The organism is Mesorhizobium sp. BR1-1-16 (assembly GCF_020165495.1).
Taxonomy (GTDB): domain Bacteria; phylum Pseudomonadota; class Alphaproteobacteria; order Rhizobiales; family Kaistiaceae; genus Kaistia.
The window spans coordinates 728,432-750,201 of sequence record NZ_JAIUIE010000001.1 but is presented as its reverse complement, the minus strand read 5'-3'; the positions used below and the strand labels follow the sequence as shown (position 1 = coordinate 750,201).

Annotated in this window: 15 protein-coding genes; 8 read left to right on the top strand and 7 right to left on the bottom strand. The window is 65.1% G+C overall.

Annotated features, from left to right (window positions below):
- Positions 1 to 76: 76 nt before the first annotated feature.
- Entirely contained in the window at positions 77 to 3,430 is a 3,354-nt protein-coding gene (locus LB518_RS03605; RefSeq protein WP_224573101.1) for a DUF3971 domain-containing protein, read from the bottom strand.
- 283 nt (positions 3,431 to 3,713) lie between these two features.
- On the opposite strand from LB518_RS03605, the gene LB518_RS03600 reads away from it, so the two are divergent.
- The 5 genes from LB518_RS03600 to LB518_RS03580 all read left to right on the top strand — a co-directional run bounded on the left by LB518_RS03600 (position 3,714) and on the right by LB518_RS03580 (position 8,710).
- A complete protein-coding gene (locus LB518_RS03600; protein WP_224573099.1) occupies positions 3,714 to 4,181 on the top strand; it encodes a peroxiredoxin in 468 nt (155 codons plus the stop codon).
- 2 nt (positions 4,182 to 4,183) lie between these two features.
- Positions 4,184 to 5,002 carry a ferritin-like domain-containing protein gene (locus tag LB518_RS03595; RefSeq protein ID WP_224573097.1) on the top strand — a complete coding sequence of 273 codons (819 nt, stop codon included), beginning with the start codon at positions 4,184 to 4,186 and terminating at the stop codon, positions 5,000 to 5,002.
- Positions 5,003 to 5,272: 270 nt separating this feature from the next.
- Positions 5,273 to 6,406: a M23 family metallopeptidase gene (locus tag LB518_RS03590; protein WP_224573095.1), complete on the top strand. Its 1,134-nt coding sequence runs from the start codon at positions 5,273 to 5,275 to the stop codon at positions 6,404 to 6,406.
- A 210-nt stretch (positions 6,407 to 6,616) separates the two neighbouring features.
- A complete protein-coding gene (locus tag LB518_RS03585; protein ID WP_224573093.1) occupies positions 6,617 to 7,978 on the top strand; it encodes a peptidoglycan DD-metalloendopeptidase family protein in 1,362 nt (453 codons plus the stop codon).
- A gap of 18 nt (positions 7,979 to 7,996) precedes the next feature.
- A complete protein-coding gene (locus tag LB518_RS03580) occupies positions 7,997 to 8,710 on the top strand; it encodes an alpha/beta fold hydrolase (protein WP_224573091.1) in 714 nt (237 codons plus the stop codon).
- Between the two features lie 38 nt (positions 8,711 to 8,748).
- Here LB518_RS03580 and prfB read toward each other — a convergent pair.
- Positions 8,749 to 9,877, bottom strand: a protein-coding gene (prfB, locus tag LB518_RS03575; RefSeq protein WP_224573089.1) for a peptide chain release factor 2 whose coding sequence is annotated in 2 segments (ribosomal slippage) — positions 8,749 to 9,807 and positions 9,809 to 9,877 — 1,128 coding nt in all. Because the reading frame shifts where the segments join, the coding sequence is not laid out codon by codon here.
- Between the two features lie 101 nt (positions 9,878 to 9,978).
- On the opposite strand from prfB, the gene LB518_RS03570 reads away from it, so the two are divergent.
- Complete coding sequence (locus tag LB518_RS03570; protein ID WP_224573086.1) at positions 9,979 to 10,599, top strand: DUF4893 domain-containing protein; 621 nt, start codon at positions 9,979 to 9,981, stop codon at positions 10,597 to 10,599.
- Positions 10,600 to 10,642: 43 nt separating this feature from the next.
- Here the strand turns inward: LB518_RS03570 and mgtE are convergent, their stop codons facing one another.
- The 4 genes from mgtE to LB518_RS03550 all read right to left on the bottom strand — a co-directional run bounded on the left by mgtE (position 10,643) and on the right by LB518_RS03550 (position 16,734).
- The gene (mgtE, locus tag LB518_RS03565) at positions 10,643 to 12,010 is read right to left on the bottom strand and encodes a magnesium transporter (protein WP_224573084.1); all 1,368 of its coding nucleotides are present in this window, start codon (positions 12,008 to 12,010) and stop codon (positions 10,643 to 10,645) included.
- Between the two features lie 231 nt (positions 12,011 to 12,241).
- Entirely contained in the window at positions 12,242 to 12,676 is a 435-nt protein-coding gene (locus LB518_RS03560) for an EamA family transporter (RefSeq protein ID WP_224573082.1), read from the bottom strand.
- A 30-nt stretch (positions 12,677 to 12,706) separates the two neighbouring features.
- Positions 12,707 to 15,130, bottom strand: coding sequence for a penicillin-binding protein 1A (locus tag LB518_RS03555; RefSeq protein ID WP_224573080.1), 2,424 nt, complete (start codon positions 15,128 to 15,130; stop codon positions 12,707 to 12,709).
- Positions 15,131 to 15,441: 311 nt separating this feature from the next.
- The gene (locus LB518_RS03550) at positions 15,442 to 16,734 is read right to left on the bottom strand and encodes an N-acetylmuramoyl-L-alanine amidase (protein ID WP_224573078.1); all 1,293 of its coding nucleotides are present in this window, start codon (positions 16,732 to 16,734) and stop codon (positions 15,442 to 15,444) included.
- A gap of 718 nt (positions 16,735 to 17,452) precedes the next feature.
- On the opposite strand from LB518_RS03550, the gene LB518_RS03545 reads away from it, so the two are divergent.
- Positions 17,453 to 20,305 carry an Rne/Rng family ribonuclease gene (locus tag LB518_RS03545; protein WP_224573076.1) on the top strand — a complete coding sequence of 951 codons (2,853 nt, stop codon included), beginning with the start codon at positions 17,453 to 17,455 and terminating at the stop codon, positions 20,303 to 20,305.
- Between the two features lie 72 nt (positions 20,306 to 20,377).
- Here the strand turns inward: LB518_RS03545 and LB518_RS03540 are convergent, their stop codons facing one another.
- A complete protein-coding gene (locus tag LB518_RS03540) occupies positions 20,378 to 20,809 on the bottom strand; it encodes an organic hydroperoxide resistance protein (protein ID WP_224574297.1) in 432 nt (143 codons plus the stop codon).
- Positions 20,810 to 21,040: 231 nt separating this feature from the next.
- Between LB518_RS03540 and LB518_RS03535 the strand changes: the two genes are divergently transcribed.
- Positions 21,041 to 21,445 (top strand): NADH:ubiquinone oxidoreductase subunit NDUFA12, encoded by a 405-nt coding sequence (locus LB518_RS03535; RefSeq protein WP_224573074.1) that lies wholly within the window; start codon positions 21,041 to 21,043, stop codon positions 21,443 to 21,445.
- Positions 21,446 to 21,770: the final 325 nt, after the last annotated feature.

The window sequence follows — 21,770 nt, the reverse complement described above, 5'->3', positions numbered from 1 at the left end:
TTCCCTCCGAAGCGCAGCGGAAACCTGTGCGCCCCGGAATGAATACACCCGGCGAAGCCTCGAAACGAGGCCGGCGTCAGTTGACCGGGAACTCGAAGATCTTGCGGAAGATGCCGGGCGTGATCATCGACAGCGGATTGACGGTCAGGCTCGGGCCGGAGATTGGCCCCTCGACCTTGAACGTGACGCCGAACAGGCCGCCCTGGCTACCGCCTCCGAGCGCGAGGCCGATCAGCGGCAAGCGGCCGAACAGATTGTTGACCGCATAGGCCGGCAGGTAGGTCCCCGCGACGGAGATCATCTGCTTGGCGAGGTCGATCGTGCCGTTGAGCGTCGCGCCAACCGTGGCGCCGCGCAGCACGGCATCCTCGATGACGATCAGCGAGCCGCGCTTGGTGTAGTCGAGACGCATCCTGTCGAATGGCACATGGTCGGGATCAAGGCCGCTCGGCTGGACATTCTCGCCGGTCCCCGTCGACGCCGAGACGAGCTTGCGCATCGAGGCTTCGTCGACGATCGTGAAGCTTGCGACGTCGAAGACGCCCGAGAGCGGCCCCTTGGCGCCGCTGCGCTCGCCCGAAAGGCGAAGCTTGCCGCCGCTGATGCGACGGTAGAGGTCGACGAAGCTGAAGAGATTGCCGGCGTCGGCGGACTGGAGGTCGAGGCTGGCGCCGGACGAGCCGTTGTCGTTATAGACCATGGCGACGCCACCGCCGGGCAGAGCCCCCTTGAGGCTTGCCTTGCCGAGCGCGCCTCCGTTCGTCGAAACCAGAATGGCGCTGTTCGAGAGCGTGACCTGGCCAAAGCCGGTGATGCTGTCGATCTTGGCATCGACCGACAGCGACGCCGCGCCGTCGTCGGAGCCCTGCGTGTTCGACTTCAACTGCGCAATCAGCCCGCGCGCATCAAAGGAGGCGCCCCGCGCCGTGATCTGGTAGCCGTCGCCCTTGCGGAGCAGCGTTACCGAGATCTGGTCGCCCTTGCGCAGCGCGAAACGGTCGATATCGGCAGAAACGAGCCCGTATTTCGCATCGAGCATCGCCTTGCCGCGGAAGCCGAAGCCGTCGCCGGTCGCCACCATGTCCTCGACGAGGAAGCCGCCTTCGGGCCGCGGCACCATGTCGAAAACCAGCTTGGCGGGAACGCCGATACCCTTGGTCCAGCCGAGCGCCTGCAGGACGAGCCGGGCCTGTTTCAGGTCGAATTCGTAATGCTGTCCTTTGCGGCCGTCGCTGAGATCGGTGATGGAGGCGCCGACCGTGCCGCCGAGCATGTTGTCGAGGCCGATGCCGAGACGCTTGCGGGCATCGGCATCGAGCACGAGTTGGACGCTGCGCCGCGCGGCCTCGCTATCGCCCTCGCCAGTCCGCAGCGGCTGCGTCAGGTCGATCGTGGCCGGCACGCCGTTGATCGTCGCCTTGCCCTTGATCGAGAAGGCGTCGGCACTCGCCACCATGGCAAAGGCGCCACTTTTGATGATGCGGCCATCAATGGGCGCGGAGCTCGCGAAACCGGTGGTGTCGAGGGTCGCGCGCCATTTGATGTCGCTCGGCAGCAATCCCGGCTTCAGCGGCATGGTGATCGAAAGGCTGCCGCTCCCGTCGCCGGAGAGATTGGTCGGATCGATGCCGTTTCGCGACATTGCCCGCATCGGTTCGGAATTGGCGATCTCCGCGATCGCGCCGACATCGCCCTCGAACTGCGTCTCGATGCGGCTCTCTGCGTTGGCGACCGCCGTGTTGGGGACGGCAAAGATGCCGGCCGTGATGTCGACCGATTTGCCGGACGGCGCGGTGATCGTGCCCTTGTCGATATCCATGCCGAAGGTCGAGCCGGCAACCACCGCATTGCCGCTGACATTGGTGATCGTCGGGATCGTGCCGACCGTATTGAAACTGACATCCTCGAGACGGGCATCGAGCCGCATGTAGTTTTCGGGCATCGTGACGCGCTCGCCGGTCCACAGCACGCCGCCAGGCACCGCCGCCTCGAAATGCGCCGAGGAAACGCGGCCGTCGGTCACATGCTCCAGCACCCATTTCCGCGCCGGCCCCGCCAGTGTCGGCGGCCAGATCTGCTTCACGGCCGAAATCGACATCGGCGTGAACGATGCAGAAAGCGCCAGCGATGGCGTCGCCCCTTCGAGCCCGAGCGTTCCGGCCGCGGCAACCGATCCGACGGGCGTCGTGATGTCGAAGTCCTTGATGTCGATCCGCTTGCCCGGAAAATCGGCCGTCCCGACGAGAGCGATGCGATCGGCGACGATCGGCGGCGAGTTGGTGTCGCTCGCCAGCATCGCGCCGCGCGTTTCGAATTCGAAGCTGTAGCGACCGTCCGACTTGTCGCTGAGCGGCTTGATAGCGCCAGTCAGAATCGCCGAGGTCGGACCGAACTGGAAGTTGGAGGGTTCGAGGACCAGGCTGCGGCGGGCGATGTCCCAATGGACGCGGATCGTCGCCTCGTCGAGCAGCACCGTATCCTTGCCGAAGCCCGAGACGAATTTGCCCGCGCCGAGATCGAACCGAAGCTGCGCGTCCTTGACGTCACCATCGGCGCCGAGCACGACCGTCGCGCGCCCGAACAGGGGAATGTCGGAGACGATCAGGCTTTCCGGCCGACCGAAATTCGGCTCGATGTCGGCGAGCGTCAATTGCGAGAACGAAAGCGTGAGGTTCCGGTCGCCGGTCTTGGGATCGAGCGAGCGCTCGCCGATGATGCCCCAGCGGCCCGAATAACCCGATGTCGCGAATGTCGCCTTGATCGTCCCGCCCGGATCGAGGTTGAGCGAAAGATCGGTATGGGGAAAGACGCGCTGCTGCAGCTTCTTGGCGTCCCAGATGTGGATCGTCCCGGCATCGACGTTGAGGCGCTGGAAATTGCGGGCGATCGCTGCGTCGATAGCCGGCTCCAGCCCGCCATTCATGATGTGCAGCGCGGTGAAGAGATCGGGAAAGCCGCCGTCGATGGCGTCGAGGGCCGGCGGCTGCGCGGCCGGAGCGGCGGCTGCTGGCTTCGCATCCGGCGCGGCCGGCGCAGCGTGTTCCGCCGTTCCGAGATAGATGCGTCCGTCGCCGCCGCGCACCAGCGAGATATCCGGGTTTGTGACCTCGACCTGCGTGATGTCGAGGCGCAGTCGCAGCAATGACAGAGGATCGATGCCGAAGCGCAAGGTCGGGATATGCGCCACGGATGAGCGACCGCGATCGTCGACCTTGATGTCATCGATGCGAGCCATCAGGCCCATGACCGGATCGACGTCTATCAGTGCTGCGCCAACACTGACGTCATAGCCAGGGCCGAGTTGACGGCTGATCGTCTCGGCGATGCGGTTGCGCAGGACGTCGAGTTCGACGGGTCCAGATGCAAGGATGAAGGCCAGCGCGCCGAACAGCACGATCAGCAGCAGAATAAGCGTGCTCGCAACACGCAACAGGATGCCGAGCCAGCCGCGCCGGCGGGTCGGCCCCTTGGCAACGAGCGGTCGATGAGCCCGCGCCGAGGGAAACTGGTCGAGCCGCGTTGTCAGGCGTGAAAACCCTCTGTCGTGACGATAGCCGACGGCGCCGCGGCCAGGCTGGCAACAGTTCCGGCGGCATATGCCATATGCGGGGCCCATCCGCGCAATTCGCGGGGCGTCCGGCTCAACATGCCTTGTAACCTATTCCCGTTTTCTGTTTCTGAGGCCAGACAAACCCGACAAAAGGAAGGCAAGAATGGGCCAGCTCGTCCCGGGTGACAACGCCCCTTCGTTCGAACTCCCCACCGATGGCGGCGGTTCCGTAGCGCTATCCGCCTTTCGCGGCCGAAAGCTCGTGATCTTCTTCTATCCAGGCGACGACACGCCGACCTGCACCACCGAGGCACTGGACTTCACAGCTGCGAGAGGCGATTTCGAAGCGGCCGGAACGGCAATCCTCGGCATCTCGCCCGATTCGGTGAAGTCGCACGAAAAGTTCAGGCAGAAGCGCAGCCTGGGTGTCTCGCTCGCCTCGGACGAGACCAGGGATGTTGTAGAGGCCTATGGTGTCTGGCAGGAGAAGCAGATGTATGGCCGAACCTATATGGGCGTCGTGCGCACCACGTTCCTGATCGACGCCGAGGGTCGCATTGCCCGCATTTGGCCGAAACTCCGGGTGAAAGGCCATGTCGCCGAGGTGCTGGCCGCAGCGAGAGCGCTCTGACGATGGCCGCTTTCGCCAGCCTTGCCGATGCCTCGGCCCGGATCGTCGCTACCGCCGATCTCGACGAGAAGGTCGACATCGCCTTCGCGGCAGCCAAGGGCTGGTTTGGGCGGCGCCTTTCGTTGCGCGGCGCCGAAGATCGGCCGATGCCGGACCGGCCGGGTCGCCCGGAGCGCCCGTTGCTGGTGCCGCCACGGGCGCTGCCGAAGCGGTCGGTCGCGTCCGCGCATGGCCGCACCGCTCTCATTCACTCGCTTGCCCATATCGAGCTCAACGCAGTCGACCTGACCTGGGATCTCGTCGGCCGCTTCGCGCGCGTGCCGATGCCGCGCTCGTTCTTCGACAATTGGGTTCAGGTCGGCCTCGAGGAGGCGAAGCATTTCTCGCTGCTCTCCGAGCATCTCCGCGCGCTTGGCGCTGCCTATGGCGACCTGCCCGCTCATGACGGGCTCTGGGAAGCGACGCAAGAGACCGGTCATGACCTGATGGCCCGCCTCGCGGTCCTGCCACTTGTGCTGGAAGCGCGCGGCCTCGACGTCACCCCGCCCCTGATCGGCAAGCTGGCGGAACAGGGAGACGAAGCCGGCGCCGGGATCCTCGAGATCATCTATCGCGACGAGCGGCGCCATGTCGCCTTCGGCTGCAAATGGTTCCGCTTCCTCTGCGACCGCCATGGGCTCGCGCCCGAGCCGACGTTCCGCAAGCTGGTGATCAAGCACTTCCGCGGCCCGCTGAAGCCGCCCTTCAACGATGCGGCCCGCTCGGAAGCCGGCATGACCCCAGGCTTCTACCGCCCACTCGTTCGCGCGCTTGACGTGTAGCGGCGGGTGCCCGGGGTAACCAAGGCTTAACCTTAACGCTTTCTAATCGGCGATGAACCGGCGACCCAAAGCGCCGGTCGCGGTCACCATCGCCAGGTTGAAGCGCCCATGCTGCCGAATGCCAGAGCTTCGCGAATCCGGCCGGCTCCCGCCCCCGATTCCCGACCTCCGCCTCGCCAAGAAGCCGGAAACAAGACGCAGAAATCCGAGACGCGCATCATCATCGCGCGCGGCGATCGCCTGCAGGCGATCCACTTCAATCCTCGGCTGATGGCATTGGCCGGGGCCTGCTTTGTGCTCTTCTCGGTCTTCTATTTCGCATCCACCGCCTATCTCGTGTTCCGCGACGACTGGCTGCGCCGGGACTCGGGCGGCGAGGCCGTGCTTCGCGAAACCTATGAGGATCGGATCTCGGCACTGCGCAATGAGATCGAGCGCATCACCTCGCGCCGGCTGGTCGATCACGCGACAGTCGAGCAAAAGGTCGAACAATTGCTCGATCGGCAGGACGAACTCGGCCAGCGACAGGATATGCTCGCACGGCTGACCGAAGCGGCGCGCCGGGCCGGTTTCGACGTCACGCAGCCGCCGCCGCTGCGCAGAGACGGCAAGCAGGCCAGCGCCGACACCATCGCCGTCCCGACGGTAAGCCTTGCTAGTGCGGCCGGCGCCACGGCCGGCGATCCCCTCGCCCCTCTTCCCGGCACGGACCGCATCGCCTCGATCGAGACCGACATCGCCGCCATGGAGACGGCGCAGGATGCGACCATCACGGAACTCGCCAGCGGTGTGACGACCCGTGCCGACCGGATTTCGACGCTCCTGAAACGCGTTGGACGCAAAGTGCCGCGGCCCGCCGCGGAGGACGATGTCGGCGGCCCCTTCGTTCCCTTGCCCACAGCAACCGAGCCCGATCGCTTCGCCAGCGGTGTTGCCGTGCTCTCAGCCGAGCTCGATCGCCTCGCCACCGTCCGCAAGGTGGCGCTGTCGCTGCCGTGGAGCCAGCCGATCGCCAATGCGCCAATATCCAGCGGCTTCGGGGCGCGTGTCGATCCCTTTCTCGGCCGGCCTGCCATGCATACCGGCATCGATTTCCGCGCGCCGCGCAACTATCCGGCCCGGGCAGTCGCTGCAGGGCGAGTGATCGCGGCGGAGTGGAACGGCGGCTATGGCAATATGGTCGATATCGACCACGGCAATGGCGTGGTCACCCGCTATGGCCATCTAGATTCAATCTCGGTGCGGGTCGGCGATCAGGTCGCGGCCGGCGGCAGGATCGGCCGGGTCGGATCGACGGGACGCTCGACCGGCCCGCATCTTCATTACGAAATCCGCGTCGATGGTGAGGCAATCGATCCGATGCGCTTCCTGATCGCCGGCAAGGAGATGACACGGCTGCTGTAGCGAGGCGCCGATTGTCGCATGCGCGCCTCTCATGGCGACCGCCTAAAGCCTGTGCCTTCGCCTTATGAACCCGGCTCTCTATCCCCAATTCTTCGGCTTTTGAAGCGCTTGCGTAACAGACGGTTAACCGTGCCCGGGCTGTAGTGAGGCATCAGCCGATCCTCCTCGGACGGCCCGTCACGATATCCCGCGCCAGCTTGAACGGACGCCATGCAGACTGCTCACCGCCCGTCATCGCACAGCCCTGTGGCGCCCTCGGGGCGCCCGGCGGCGAAGCGGCGACCAGCACCTCGCCCCCAGCCTGCCAGGTCCGGAACGCGCGTCATCGTCGCGCATGGCGACATACTCCATGCGGTGCATGTCAGCCGGCGCCTGATCGTCTCAGTGGCGATCGGCCTGTTGCTGCTGGTCGGCATTTCGGCGGGCGGCGCCACGCTTTACTTCAGCCGCGAGACGCCGGCGGTCTTCACCGACGCCGACGAAGCCGTGCTCAGGCAGGCGATGGAGACGGTCATCCGGCAGCGCCGCGAGGGCGAGCTGAAAGCCAAGCTCTCCAACGCCTATGAAAGCAAGCTGGCCGACCTCAAGGGCGAGATGGACCGCCTTGCCGAGCGCCAGCAAATGGACAAGTCGACCGTCGAACAGGCGGTCGGCCGTGTTCTTGACCGCCAGGAACAACTCGCGAAGCGGCAGGACCTGCTGGCCAGGATCACCGACGCAGCCAAGCGAGCCGGCTTCGACGTGAAGGTCCCCGTTGCGACGCCGCGTCCCAAGAAGAAGGGCAATGGCCCGAGCGCCAGCGCGACGCCCGTCGCGCGGCCACAGATCCAGCTCGCGAGCGTTGCCGGCGGCCATTTGAAGCCGGCCGATGTCGCGCGCATTGCGAAGATCGAGACGGATGTCGACGCGATGGAGAAGGCGCAGGAGGCGACGGTGGCCGGACTGACCCGTTCTGTCGCGACACGCGCGGATCGCATCGCTGCCGTATTGAAGCGCGTCGGACGCAAGGCGCCGGGCGCAGGCAACGATGACGACGCTGTCGGCGGGCCCTTCGTACCGCTGCCGGACGATCCGAGCCCTGCCCGTTTCGCCCTCGGCGTGAAGACGCTGAGCGCCGAGCTCGACCGCCTCGCGGCCACCCGCCGCATCGCGCTTTCGCTCCCCTGGGACGCGCCGCTCGGCAATGCGCCGATCTCCAGCGGCTTCGGCGCGCGCACCGATCCGTTCCTCGGCCGTCCGGCCATGCATACAGGCGTCGATTTCCGCGCACCGACGGGATATTCGGCGCCAGCCGCTCTTGGCGGCACGGTCATCTCGGCGGGCTGGGACGGTGGCTATGGCAACATGGTCGACATCGACCATGGCAATGGCATCGTAACCCGCTACGGCCATCTCTCGGCGATCAAGGTCAAGGTCGGGCAGAAGGTGGCCGAAGGCCAGGAGATCGGCAAAGTCGGCTCGACCGGCCGGTCGACGGGATCGCATCTCCACTACGAGATCCGCATCAACGGCAAGCCGATCGATCCGATGACCTATATTGTGCCGGGACGAGACATGGCGCGGTTGCTCTAGAACCGATCGACATCCCGCATGTCCGCCTGGAGCGCAGCCATGACGCCGATCCTGCTGGTACCTGGACTCCTCTGCACCGCGGAGGTCTTCTCGCCACAGATCCCGGCGCTGTGGCCGCACGGTCCGGTCACGATCGCCTCAACACTCGAAGGCAGCACCATCGCCGCCATGGCCTCGGCGATCCTCGAACAGGCGCCGGCCGGCTTCGCGCTGGCAGGCATCTCGATGGGCGGCTACATCGCCTTCGAGATCATGCGGCAGGCGCCCCAACGCGTGATGAGGCTTGCGCTGATCAGCACCTCGGCGCGGCCCGACACACCCGAGCAGACAGCCCTCAGACGGGCGATGGTGGAGCAGGCGCGCACCGGCGATTTCGACGCGCTTATCGCCGCCACGACCGACGCGATCCTTCATCCCGAGCATCGGGGCGATGCTTCAATTCACGCCGTCAATAACCGCATGGCTCGGACCATCGGCGTAGACGGCCTCGCCCGGCAGCAGGAAGCGATCATTGCGCGGGCGGATTCGCGTCCCGGACTGCCGGCCATCTCCGTGCCGACACTGGTGATGGTCGGTGACCAGGACCCGCTCACGCCGCCGGACCGCGCCGCGGAGATTGCGGCGGCGATCCCCGGCGCGCGGCTGGTCACACTGGCACGCTGCGGCCATGCCTCGACGCTGGAGCAGCCCGAAGCGGTGAACAGGGCCCTTGCCGACTGGCTGACGCGCTGAAGCGGCAGGCCGCCGGGGACCGGCGGTCGCGCAGCCGATCAATCGATATCGGAAACCTCGACATCGGCGCCGCCGAGGCGCTGCGCGAGCGCGGCTTCCATGAACGTGTTGAGGTCGCCATTGAGGACGGTCTGCGGATCCGTGCTTTCGACGCCCGTGCGCAGATCCTTCACCAGCTGGTAGGGCTGCAGCACATAGGAGCGGATTTGGTGCCCCCAGCCGATGTCCTTTTTGGTCGACTCGGTCGCCATGGCAGCTGCCTCGCGGCGCTTCAGCTCCGCCTCGTAGAGACGGGCGCGCAGCATGTCCCAGGCCGCGGCCCGGTTCTTGTGCTGCGAGCGCTCGTTCTGGCACTGCACGACGATGCCGGACGGCATATGCGTAATGCGCACGGCAGAGTCCGTCGTGTTGATGTGCTGGCCGCCCGCGCCCTGCGCACGATAGGTATCGATGCGACAGTCGCTCTCGTTGATCTCGATATCGATCGAATCATCGACGACCGGATAGACCCAGATGCTGGCGAACGACGTGTGCCGGCGCGCGCTGCTGTCATAGGGCGAGATGCGGACCAGGCGATGAACGCCAGATTCGGTCTTCAGCCAGCCATAGGACTGTTCGCCCTTGACGAGGATGGTCGCCGACTTGATGCCAGCCTCTTCGCCGTCATGCACTTCAAGCAGCTCGACCTTCTTGCCGGTGCGCTCTGCCCAGCGGGTGTACATGCGCAGCAGCATGTTGGCCCAGTCCTGGCTCTCGGTGCCGCCGGCGCCGGCATGGACCTCGACATAGGTGTCGTTGCCATCGGCCTCGCCCGACAGCATCGAATTGATCTGCCGGCGGCGCACCTCATCCTTCAGGGCGAAGATCGCCTTCTCGGCCTCGGCGACGATCGAGGCATCACCCTCGGCCTCGCCAAGCTCGATCAGCTCCAGATTGTCGGCCAGATCACGCTCGCTGGCCTCGACCGCCTTGATCCCGTCCTCGAGATTCTGGCGTTCGCGCATCAGCTTTTGTGCCTTCTGCGGATCGTCCCAGAAGGTCGGCGTTTCAGAAAGGGCGTTCAGTTCGAGCAGGCGACGCTTGGCACGATCCCAGTCAAAGATGCCTCCTCAGCAGGGTTATGCCCTGCTTGATTTCGTCGACGATCGTCTCGATCTCGGCTCGCATATGCTAGGAATCCAGCTCGTGATGGCAAGGAGCGGGGCTCGCCCCGCAGCGTGGCGCGACCATAGTGGCGCCCTTCCCGCCTGTAAACCTGAGAGGCGCGCATGACCAATCCCCAAGCCAAAGCTCATCCGGCAAATCATCGCGCCAGGGCATCGCTCGCCGCATTGTTGCTGTTGGCGGCCATCCCCGCCGCCCACGCCGACGGCACGCTGGCCGAGCGCACGCTGACATCGGCCGACAAGGCGCGGCTTGCATCCTTCGACAAAGCGCGGAGCGACGCGGTCGCCGAAGCCCGGGCCGGCGGCAGCAAGCAGGATCTCGCGACACTCGACGACGTGCTTGCCGGTGGACCGAAGCCGATCCTCGGCGTCGATATCCGTGGCAACTACCGGTGCCGAACCATCAAGCTCGGCGGCAATCTGCCGCTCACGATCTATGGCTGGTTCAAATGCCGGATCGACGAGGACGATATCGGCTACCGTCTCGTCAAGACGAGTGGCTCGCAGCGCCTGTCTGGCCATTTCATCGACGACAGCGAGAAGCGGCTGCTGTTCTACGGCGCCGGCCACTACGCCGACGAGAAGCCGCGCGCCTATAAATCCGATCCAGACCGCGACATGGTCGGCTATTTCGTGAAAGCGGACGCCAAGCGCTACCGGCTCGAACTACCGCTGCCGAAGGTCGAATCGACGTTCGACATCATCGAGATGGAGCGGCGCTGAAGTCGAGACGTCGGCGGCGGTGCAGCACCGCCGCCGACAATTCCTAAAGCAGCGTCCCGTGCAGGATCACCGAGGCAATCGAGAAGTAGATCACCAGGCCGGTGACGTCGACGAGGGTGGCGACGAAGGGCGCTGAGGCGCTGGCTGGATCGAAGCCGAGACGCTTCAGCACGAAGGGCAGCATCGATCCCGTCATCGAGCCGAAGGTGACAATGCCGACGAGGCCGGCGCCGACTGTGAGCGCGACCAGAAGCCAGAACTGGCCGTAGTCGTGTAGCCCGAGCATCTGCCAGGCCGTGATGCGAGCGAAGCCGAGCGTTCCGAGAACGAGGCCGAGCGAGAGGCCGCTCGGCAATTCGCGCAACGCCACCCGCCACCAGTCGCGCAGCCGGATCTCGCCAAGCGCCAGCGCCCGGATGATCAGCGATGTCGCCTGCGAACCCGAATTGCCGCCCGAGCTCATGATCAGCGGGATGAACAGCGTCAGCACGATCGCCTTTTCAAGCTCCGTCTCGAAGTGCTGCATCGCCGTCGCCGTCAGCATCTCGCCGATGAACAGCGCCGAGAGCCAGCCGGCACGCTTCTTCATCATCCTCAGGAAGCTGATTTCCATGTAGGGCTCGTCCAGCGCCTCCATGCCGCCGAACTTTTGCACGTCCTCGGTGCTCTCCTGGAAGATGGCATCGATGATGTCGTCGACCGTGACGATGCCGATGACATGATGGCGCTCGTCGACGACAGGGACGGCGAGAAGATCATATTTCGAGAAGAGGCGCGCCGCTTCCTCCTGGTCGGTGGTCGGGGACACCGTGATCGGACGGCTGTGACGCGCGGCCGTCAGCACCAGTGCCGACGGCTCGCTGGTGATCAGCCTGCGCAGCGTCGCGGTCTGCAGCAGCGCCCCGGTTTCAGGGTGCAGCAGGCAGATCGTGTAGATCGTCTCGCGGCTCTTCTCGACCTGGCGGATGTAGTTGAGCGTCGCGGCGACCGTCCAGTCGGCCGGTACGCTTACGACCTCCGTCGTCATGATCGCGCCAGCGCTGCCCTCGGGATAGCCCGCGAGGCGCGCGACGGCAGCGCGGGTTTCATGGTCGAGACGGGCGATCAGCCGGGAGCGTTGCGGCTCCTCGATCTCGCCGAGGAGATCGGTGGCGCGATCGGCCGACATGCCGGACAAGAGCTTGGCTGCCCGGTCGAGCGGCATGCTGGAGACGACATCGGCGGCATCGTCGAATTCGGGCTGATCGAGCAGTTCGACCGCCCGATCGTCAGGAAGGCCTGCCAGGACGGACGCGGCTTCCTCGGGTTCCTGATGGTTCAGATGTTCGACGACATCTGCAACATGGCCGTGCCGAAAATCGAGCACGACGTCCTGCGCATCCGCGCCGCGGAGGGCGTTGATCTCTTCCATGACTCACCTCATTGCGGCCGGCCGCCCGGCCGGTCACGGTGAGCCGATCGAACGCGCGATCAGGCCGTGCGGGCCACGGGCGGCAGACTCAATCGACTTCGACTGTCGCTTGGCATTTTGTCCTGCGGGTTCAGATCGACGGCCCCGAAACAGGGGCCGTACAGCCAAGCTGGGTGCGCCAAAGTGGCTGTTGGGTCAAGTGAATTTCCGGCAATGCCCCCTGCGGCATCCTTACCGCAGGGCGACCAGCACCGAGCCAGTGGCGATAAGCAGAATGCCGAGCCAGTTGCGCGGCGAAAGCCGCTCGCCGAGCAGCACCACTCCGGCGATTGCGACCAGGACAACGCTGAGCTTGTCGACGGGCGCTACGCGGGCGGCATCGCCAAGCTTCAATGCGCGGAAATAGCAGAGCCACGAGGCGCCGGTCGCGAGGCCCGACAGAACCAGAAAGGCATAACTGCGCGTCGAGACCGTCCCGAACGGCTGCCACTGGCCGGTCGCGGTCAGGATGAACGCGACCGTCAGCAGGATCACGATCGTGCGGATGAAGGTCGCGAAATCCGAGCCGACATTCTCCACGCCGATCTTGGCGAAGATGGCCGTCATCGCGGCGAAGACCGCCGAGAGAAATGCCCAGAAGGGCCATGAGACCAGAACCGCCTTCATGGATGCCTTCTCGCGCGCGGTCGTACTGCTTTAGTAGAGGCCACCCGTACCGGACATGATGGCGCGGTCGGACTCGCTCGAAACCGTGCCACCATCCGAGGAGCCGATGACCGAATAGGTATCGGCTGGACCCGTGCCCGGCTTGAACGCTTCCATGATCGTGCCCGGCGCGTCAGGCGGCGCACGCATGCCCGTCCGGCGATCGATCGAAACGAGCGTCAGGCCCTCCGGCATGCGGAAGGGAATGGCCGGCTTGTCGGCAAGGGCGAGCTTGAAGAACTCGGTCGCGATCGGTGCGGCAACTTCACCACCGGTCATGCCCCGGCCCATCGGGCGCGGATTGTCGTAGCCGATGAAAACGCCAACGACGAGATCGGGCGAATAGCCGATGAACCAGGCGTCCTTATAGTCGTTCGAGGTACCGGTCTTGCCGGCGATCGGCTTGCCGACCTGCTTGACCACCGTTGCCGTGCCCCGCTGGACCACGCCTTCCAGCATCGACGTGATCTGGTAGGCCGTCATCGGATCGAGCACCTGCTCGCGATTGTCGGTGACGACGGGCTCGTCCTGATTGTGCCAGCTATCGGCATCGCAGCCATCGCACACCCGCTCTTCATGCTTGAAGATCGTCTTGCCGAAGCGATCCTGAATGCGGTCGATCAGTGTCGGCTTGACCTGCCGGCCGCCATTGGCGAACACGGAATAGCCCGCGACCATCCGCATCACGGTGGTTTCGGTGGCGCCGAGCGCATTCGGCAGATAGGGCCCGAGATTGTCATAGACACCGAAACGCTTGGCGTATTCGGCGACCAGCGGCATGCCCATGTCCTGCGCAAGGCGGACAGTCATGACGTTTCGCGATTGCTCGATACCGGTGCGCAGCGTCGAGGGACCGTAGAATTTCTGCGCGTAGTTTTCCGGCCGCCACATCGGCTGACCGAAGCCCGGATCGATCTCGATCGGCGCGTCGAGCACAACCGAGGACGGCGTGTAGCCATTGTCGAGCGCGGCGGCATAGACGAAGGGCTTGAACGAGGACCCCGGTTGGCGCAGCGCCTGCGTCGCGCGGTTGAACTCGCTCTCGGCATAGGAGAAGCCGCCGTCCATCGCCAGCACGCGGCCGGTGTGGGGGTCCATCACCACCATGGCGCCCTCGATCTCGGGCACCTGGTGCAGGCGATACGCGCCCGGCTTGCCATCGGCAGCCTCGACATAGATGACGTCGCCGACCTTCAGAACGCTGTCGACCGAGCGCTTGCCGCGCAACGCCCATTTCATCTCATCAGCCGGGATGACGCCGGTCTCGCGCTCGGCGAGCAGCTTGCCCGTATCGCCGCGTCCCGGCTGCAGGCCAATCTCGGCTTCGGTCTTATTGACGGCGGTGACGATGGCAAGGCGCCACTCGTAGACGTCGGAGAGCGCCGTGACCGAGCCGATGGCCGTGCCCCAATCGTCGCCGAGCGGCAGGTTCTTCACCGGGCCGCGCCAGCCACGATCCTCGTCGAAGGCGATGAGGCCGTTCATGAGGGATTGCCGCGCCATGACCTGCAAGGCCGGATCAAGCGACGTGCGGACTGACAGACCGCCGTCATAAAGCGCCTTCTCGCCATAGATCTGCAGCAACTGGCGACGCACTTCCTCGACGTAATAATCGGCTGCGAAGATATGCGGGCTGGCGATGCGCGTCTTGACGCCGAGCGGCTGGGCCTTGGCGGCCTCGCCCTCGTCGGCCGTCGCATAGCCGTTCTCGACCATGCGGTCGATGACCCAGTTGCGACGCTCGATCGCGCGCTCGGGATAGCGGAAGGGATTGTAGTTGTTCGGACCCTTGGGCAGCGCGGCGAGATAGGCGGCTTCAGCCAGCGTCAGCTCATGCACCGACTTGTCGAAATAGCTGAGCGAGGCGGCAGCGACACCATACGAACCAAGGCCCAGGAAGATCTCGTTCAGATAGAGCTCGAGAATCTTGTCCTTGGAATTGGCCTGCTCGATGCGCAGCGACAGGATCGCTTCCTTGATCTTGCGATCGATCGTGCGCTCGTTGGTCAGAAGGAAGTTCTTGGCGACCTGCTGCGTAATGGTCGACGCGCCGATCATGCGGCCGTTCGAGGAGAGCGCGGCGACGTTCTGCAGGCCGGCACGCATGATCCCGACATAATCGAGACCCGAATGCTGGTAGAAATTCTTGTCTTCCGCCGAGATGAAGGCAGCCTTCACGCGATCCGGAATCGCCTGGATCGGCAAATAGAGGCGTCGCTCATGAGCATATTCCTGCACGAGCTGGCCGTCTGCCGCGTGGATACGCGTCATCACCGGCGGCTCGTATTTCGCGAGCACCTCCACGGATGGAAGTCCGCCCGTCAGGCCCGAGACATACCAGGCCACGCCTGCTGCAACCACCAAGAAGAACACAGCGCCAATCCCGAATAAATAGCCGATCAGTCGCAGAAACATGTTGTTTGCGATCTCCGTTGGCTCGCCTTCATCGGCATTTCTGCTGAGCCGATGGGCGCGCCCCGGTCAGAAACCCATTCTGTCGCCCGGAAGCTGCCGCTCCGCGAACTGTCGCTTCATCAGAAAGCCCGCCGGCCCGGATCCCGCGGCTTCGGCATCGCTGCCCTGCCCCGCGTCCACGTCCAAAGTGTCGGACGCGGTTTCGATAGACCCTCGTGAAGCGTTCTTCCAGTTGATTTGTGGAGATTGTGGGGCGCCGGCACGGCAACGACACGTGCCGAGCGTCGCCGTTGTGTTCCCGCAACAGCCCATCACTGCTCGACCGTCGCTGGATCGATCGAGCCGGTGGTCGTCTGAGCGACGCGCAGGCGGAAATAGTTGTCGACAGCACGCGTCATCGCATCGGCCGTCCTGTCGCACCAGGCATCAGACGTCAGCAGCTTCTCGTCCTCCTGATTGGAGAGATAGCCCAGCTCCACAAGGGCCGACGGCACATCAGGCGCCTTCAGCACCATGAAGCCCGCCTGCTGGTGCGCATGCTTGAACAGCCTCACACTCGGCTTCAATTCCTTGATCATGTTGCGCGCAAAGACGACCGCGAAGTTCTTGGTCTCACGCCGCGCCAGATCGATGAGGATATCGGAGACCTCGCTCGTATCCTCGGTGACGGCGACACCGGCGAGAATGTCGGACTTGTTTTCCGATTCGGCGATCTGGGCCGCCATCTTGTCGGAGGCGCGATCGGAGAGGGTGTAGATCGTCGCTCCCCTTACATCATCGCCCCAGAAAGAATCGGCGTGGATCGAGACGAAAAGATCTGCGTGATGGCTGCGCGCAAAGGCGACGCGCCCGCCGAGCGAAATGAAGCTGTCATCGGACCGCGTCATCAGAACCTGATAGCGGCCGCTCGCTTCCAGCTTCTTGGCGACGATCTTCGCGAAAGCGAGAACGACATTCTTCTCAAGCGTCCCTGACTTCCCGATGGCGCCCGAATCGATGCCGCCATGCCCGGGATCGATGACGACGCGCAGCCGTCCATCGGAGGGCGGGGGCGCCTGCGGAGCGCTGGCAGCCGCCGCCTGCTGCTCCTTATCGCGATAGAGGCGCACGGCAGAAGCAAAGCTCTGGCGGCTCGTCGGCACGAGATCGACCACCAGCTTCGCCGGTTGGCCGTCGGCGGGCGGCAGTACGAAGGACTTGTCGACCGCGACCGGCCCATTCACATCGAGCACGATACGCGACTTGCCGGCTGAGATCTGGCCGAAGCGGAAGGCCGTGACGAGACCCTTGCCGTCATGCCCGGTCCCCTCCGGCAGGGCAAAGCCGACATCGGGCAGGTCGATGACGACCCGGTCCGGCTCGTCGAGCGGAAAGACCGTGAACGTCGTCGTGTCCGTCAGGTCCATGACGAAACGCGTGCGCGCGCCGTCGCCGACGACCTTGGCATCGCGTGCGACAAGGGAGGAGTTTGGTGCAGCCTGATCGCCAGCGTCAGCCGCCGCGGCCGGGCCTGGAAGGCCGCCGGTAATCAACAGCAGAAGCGTCACAGCGCGCAGAAGCGGCGCGACGCACCGGCTCGGAAAAGTTGTCAGTTTCAGCAGCATGCCACTCGTTCGATCGTCACCTGCCCTGCCCCATCTTTACCGTCTGTAGACGATTAGGCCGGATTGGTTAACCGCGCATTAAGTCTTTGATGTCGCGCCCGCCTCGGCCCTTCCCTTGCCGGGAAAGCCGGACCGCGCATCAACCTTGCCTAGCTATTATGCACTGCGGAGCCCGGTGCCGCGATGCGGTCAAGAGTCTTGCACAGACTCGCCGTCTTCCATACAAGGGGAATACGGAATTCATCCTCCGCCCGGACGGTCGCCTAGAGCGGCACTCCGGCATGATGCGATGGGACGATCGAGGCAAACCGGCACAGTGAGCCAGGTAGCCGGCTGAGCGTTCCGCGATCAGTTCGGTGCTCGGTCGTTGGATGGGACAGGCATCCTCGCCGCGCATGGTCGAACCCGTGACCTTTAGCGCCAGAGTGGCCTGCAACTTGCGGCTTCAGGACGATCCGTGCCTGCGGCCCAACCTCGGCGGCACGGCTTCCGCGCCGCCAGAATGAACAGGCTCGAAGCGCGTACCCATGTCTTTGCCGCATCTTCCCCGTTCCGCTGCCCTCGAACCGGCCATTGCCGGCGCGGCAGCGTCATCGGGTGCGGCCCCGGGCGGCGCAATCATTTTCATCCCCAATGATGGCTCTCGCGCGGCACGCGCGGCATCGGCGCAACGCGCCGGCCGCAGCGTGGAGCGTCGGAGCCACGGAGACATTCCGCCATGGCCAACAAGATGCTCATCGATGCCACCCACCCGGAGGAGACCCGGGTCGTGGTGGTTCGCGGCAGCCGGGTCGAAGAGTTCGACTTCGAATCCGCATCGCGCAAGCAGCTACGCGGCAATATCTATCTCGCCAAGGTAACGCGGGTCGAACCCTCGCTTCAGGCAGCTTTCGTCGAATATGGCGGCAACCGCCACGGCTTCCTCGCCTTCTCGGAAATTCATCCCGACTATTACCAGATCCCAGTCGCCGATCGTCAGGCGCTGATCGATGCGGAAGAGCAGGAAGAGCGCGAGGCCGACGAGCGCGCCGCTCGCCAGCAGTCCCGGCGCCAGCAGCGCGGCCGTCCGGCCAGCGCGCGAAGCGAGAGCGTTTCGTCGGAACCGACCGAGGGCGCCGAGCCTCATGACGGCGAACATGCGGCGACGGAAGGTTCATCCGGCGAAGGCCATGAGCATACCGCCGAGGCTGAAGCCGCGAGCGAGACGTCGCTGCCCCCTGCTGGCGAGGCGTCGCCCGACGAGAATGATGCGCCTTCTTCCGAGGACAATGGCGGCGACAGCTTCGCCCATCTCGAAGCGCCGGCATCCGACCACAGCGTCGAGGAAATCGGCCACGACGAAGAAGAAGAGAACCCCGAGGACGCCGTCGAGTCGGTTGGCGCCGAGGATGCACTCGAGGAACTGCCGGAGCGTCGGCGCGCCCGCGCCCGCCAGTACAAGATCCAGGAAGTCATCAAGCGCCGCCAGGTTCTGCTCGTTCAGGTCGTCAAGGAAGAGCGCGGCAACAAGGGCGCTGCTCTCACGACCTATTTGTCGCTTGCCGGCCGCTATTCCGTGCTGATGCCGAACACCGCGCGTGGCGGTGGCATCTCGCGCAAGATCACCAACACGGCCGATCGCAAGCGCCTTAAGGAAGTCGCCCAGGATCTCGACGTGCCGGAAGGCATGGGCGTCATCCTGCGCACGGCCGGCGCCTCGCGCACCAAGGCCGAGGTCAAGCGCGACTTCGAATATCTGCTGCGCCTTTGGGAGAATGTGCGCGAGCTGACGCTCCGATCGGCGGCGCCGACCCTCGTCTATGAGGAAGGCAGTCTGATCAAGCGGTCGATCCGCGATCTCTACAACAAGGACATCGACGAGGTTCTCGTCGCCGGCGACGATGGCTATCGCGAGGCGAAGGACTTCATGCGCATGCTCATGCCGAGCCATGCCAAGAATGTTCAGCCCTATCGCGAGACCCAGCAGATCTTCGCGCGCTACGGCATCGAGACGCAGCTCGACGCGATGTTCTCGCCGCAGGTCACGCTGAAGTCGGGCGGCTATCTGGTCATCAACCAGACCGAGGCGCTCGTCGCCATCGACGTCAATTCGGGCCGATCGACGCGCGAGCACAATATCGAGGATACCGCCTACCAGACCAATCTGGAGGCGGCCGAGGAGGTCGCCCGCCAGCTTCGCCTGCGTGATCTCGCCGGTCTCATCGTGATCGATTTCATCGACATGGAGGAGAAGCGGAACAACCGCGCCGTCGAGAACAAGCTGAAGACGGCGTTGAAGAACGACCGTGCGCGCATCCAGGTCGGCCGGATCTCGCATTTCGGCCTCATGGAGATGTCGCGCCAGCGCATCCGCACCGGTGTCGTCGAAAGTTCTATGGAGGTCTGCCCGCATTGCCATGGCACTGGCCATGTCCGTGCGCCGGCCTCGGTTGCGCTGCATGTCCTCCGTTCGATCGAAGACACGCTCATCAAGGGCGCCACGCACGACCTCATCATTCGCACCCGCACGGCGGTTGCGCTCTACATCCTCAATCAGAAGCGCGGCCATCTCGCCGAGATCGAAAGCAGCTTCGGCATTTCGATCACGGTGCTCGCCGACGACACCGTGACGGCCGCGACGCATTACACCGTCGAGCGCGGCGAGCCTGTCGTCCCGCGCGAACTGCCGGTGCGCGATGCCCGCGCGATCGTGCAGCCAGATTCGATCGAGCCCGATGACGAGGTCGAGATCGAGGAGCCGGTCGAGAGCGAAGAGACCGAATCCGAAGGCGAGACCGAGAAGCCGACGGGTGCGCAGGACGATGCCGGTGGTCGGCGCAAGCGTCGGCGCCGTCGTCGTCGGCGGAGCGGCGACGCTCCCCGCGATGGCCAGGCCGACGGCGCCCATGATGGCGAGGACGACCATGAGGACGGCGACGAGGGCGAGGAGGCCGTTGCCTCTACCGCCTCCGAGCCGACTGAAGGCGACAATGATGCCGAGGCTGGCGAAGCCGAAGGCGAAGGCACCGACGCCGAGAACGAGGCCAAGCGCCGCCGTCGTCGTGGCCGTCGCGGTGGCCGTCGTGGCCGGCGCGAGAATGGCGAGGGCGCTGCTGCCGAGGGCGAGGCCGATGCCAATTCGGAAACGCCGTCCGAGGACGCAGCGCAATCCTTCGAAGACGATCAGCCGCGGCTGGAGCTCGACGAGACGGGCGAATTGCAGTCGACACGCTTCGTCGAGGACGAGCCCGAGGGCATCCGCGATATCGATCCCGAGGATGCCGGCGAGCGGTTGATCGCACGCGACGTTCCGATCGCCGACATGGCGGAGTACGAGGCACCGCTGCTCGACGGTATCGACGAGGAGCCGGAGCTCGACATGCCGGAAGTCGGCGACGACGAAGATGACGAGCCTGAGGACGAGAGCTCGGATCTCCGCGTGATCGACGAAGACTCGATCGAGGAAGCCGAAGGCCCGCAGGAGCCCGACGAATCGGTCGTGCCGCCGGACGCGCCGAGCGATCCGGTCTCGGACACCGCCGAAGAAGACACGCGGCCGAAGCGCGTCGGCTGGTGGCGCCGCCGCAGCTGAGCCCATCCCGCCGCATGCCGGCGGACATAGCCAAGACAATGAAGGGCCCGGCATTGCCGGGCCCTTTTCTATTCAGCCGGCGAGGACAGCCAGGCGGACGTCGAGATTGGCGCGCGTTGCCTCGGAATAGGGGCAGACGACGTGAGCGCGTGCGACGAGGTCCTCTGCAACCGCCTGCTCGACGCCGGGGATCGACACGTCCAGCGCGACATCGAGGCTGAAGCCGGTGCCATCATCGCGCGGGCCAATGCCGACCTTGGCGCTGACTGTGGTCTCGGCCGGGAGCTTCACCTTCTGCTGGCCGGCGACGAATTGCAGCGCGCCGAGGAAACAGGCGGAATATCCAGCGGCGAACAGCTTTTCCGGATTGGCGCCCGGCCCGCCCGGTCCGCCAAGCTCCTTGGGGACCACGAGCTGGAAATCGAGCTCGCCGTCCGCCGAGCGCGTCCGCCCGCTGCGCCCGCCGCCCGTCGCCGTAGCTGCCGTCTGGTAGAGGACCTTCATCATCTGCACTCCGAATAAGAATCGAGCGGCTATCCGCTCTCCCTGCTTTATATCGCACACGATAAAATCGTAAACGATTATTATCGGGATATATCGCCGCGGTGCGGCAGGGCGGCGCGACGGATGCGCGCAATGCCGTGGCTGATGGCCGATCGGCCGCCCGGCCCTTTGACTTGGAGGGCGTGGGGCGGCATAAGTCGTCGAAATCCTTGCGAGAAGAAGGTGCCGGATATGGGCTGGTTTCTGACCGAGATGTTCACCTGGTGGAACGGCCAGACCATCGGCACGCGGTTCTTTACATGGCGCAAGGGCGAGCGCGTCGGCAGCGATGAGTTCGGCAATGTCTATTACCGTTGCCCGGACAAGGACCGTACCGCTGGCGGGGCACCGGAACGGCGCTGGGTGATCTATAACGGCTATTCCGAGGCCTCGAAGATCCCGACCGGCTGGCATGGCTGGATGCATCACCGCACCAACACCCCGCCCCCCTCTGCCGACTATAAGCCGCGCGAGTGGCAGAAGCCGCATATCCCGAACCTGACCGGAACGCCCTACGCGTATCGGCCGAAGGGCTCGATCGTCGGCGCTGACCATCGCCCACGGGTCACCGGCGACTACGACGCCTGGACGCCGTAGCAGCTTCCCGCTTCCTCAAGCTTCCCTGCCCGGCTCGTGACGCCGGCGCGCACTGCAATGCACGCCGCAGTTTGGCTGGACGCTGATGGTGGCCGAGTTGCTGGTGACCAATTTCGGCGCGAGCTTCTCCTTCTGGCGTAACGGCTATCTGATCACGCTGGCGGAACGAATCGACGAGCGACCGCTGGCCAGATGACGGCAAAGGCCGCGAGGCGCCGGCCGGCGCGCAGGTCGCATACAGGTCACCTCCAATCGCGTTGCCGAAACGGGCGCGGCGCCGCGCACTGCTGGCCACTGACACAGTCCTCACGAGCCACGGCCGACG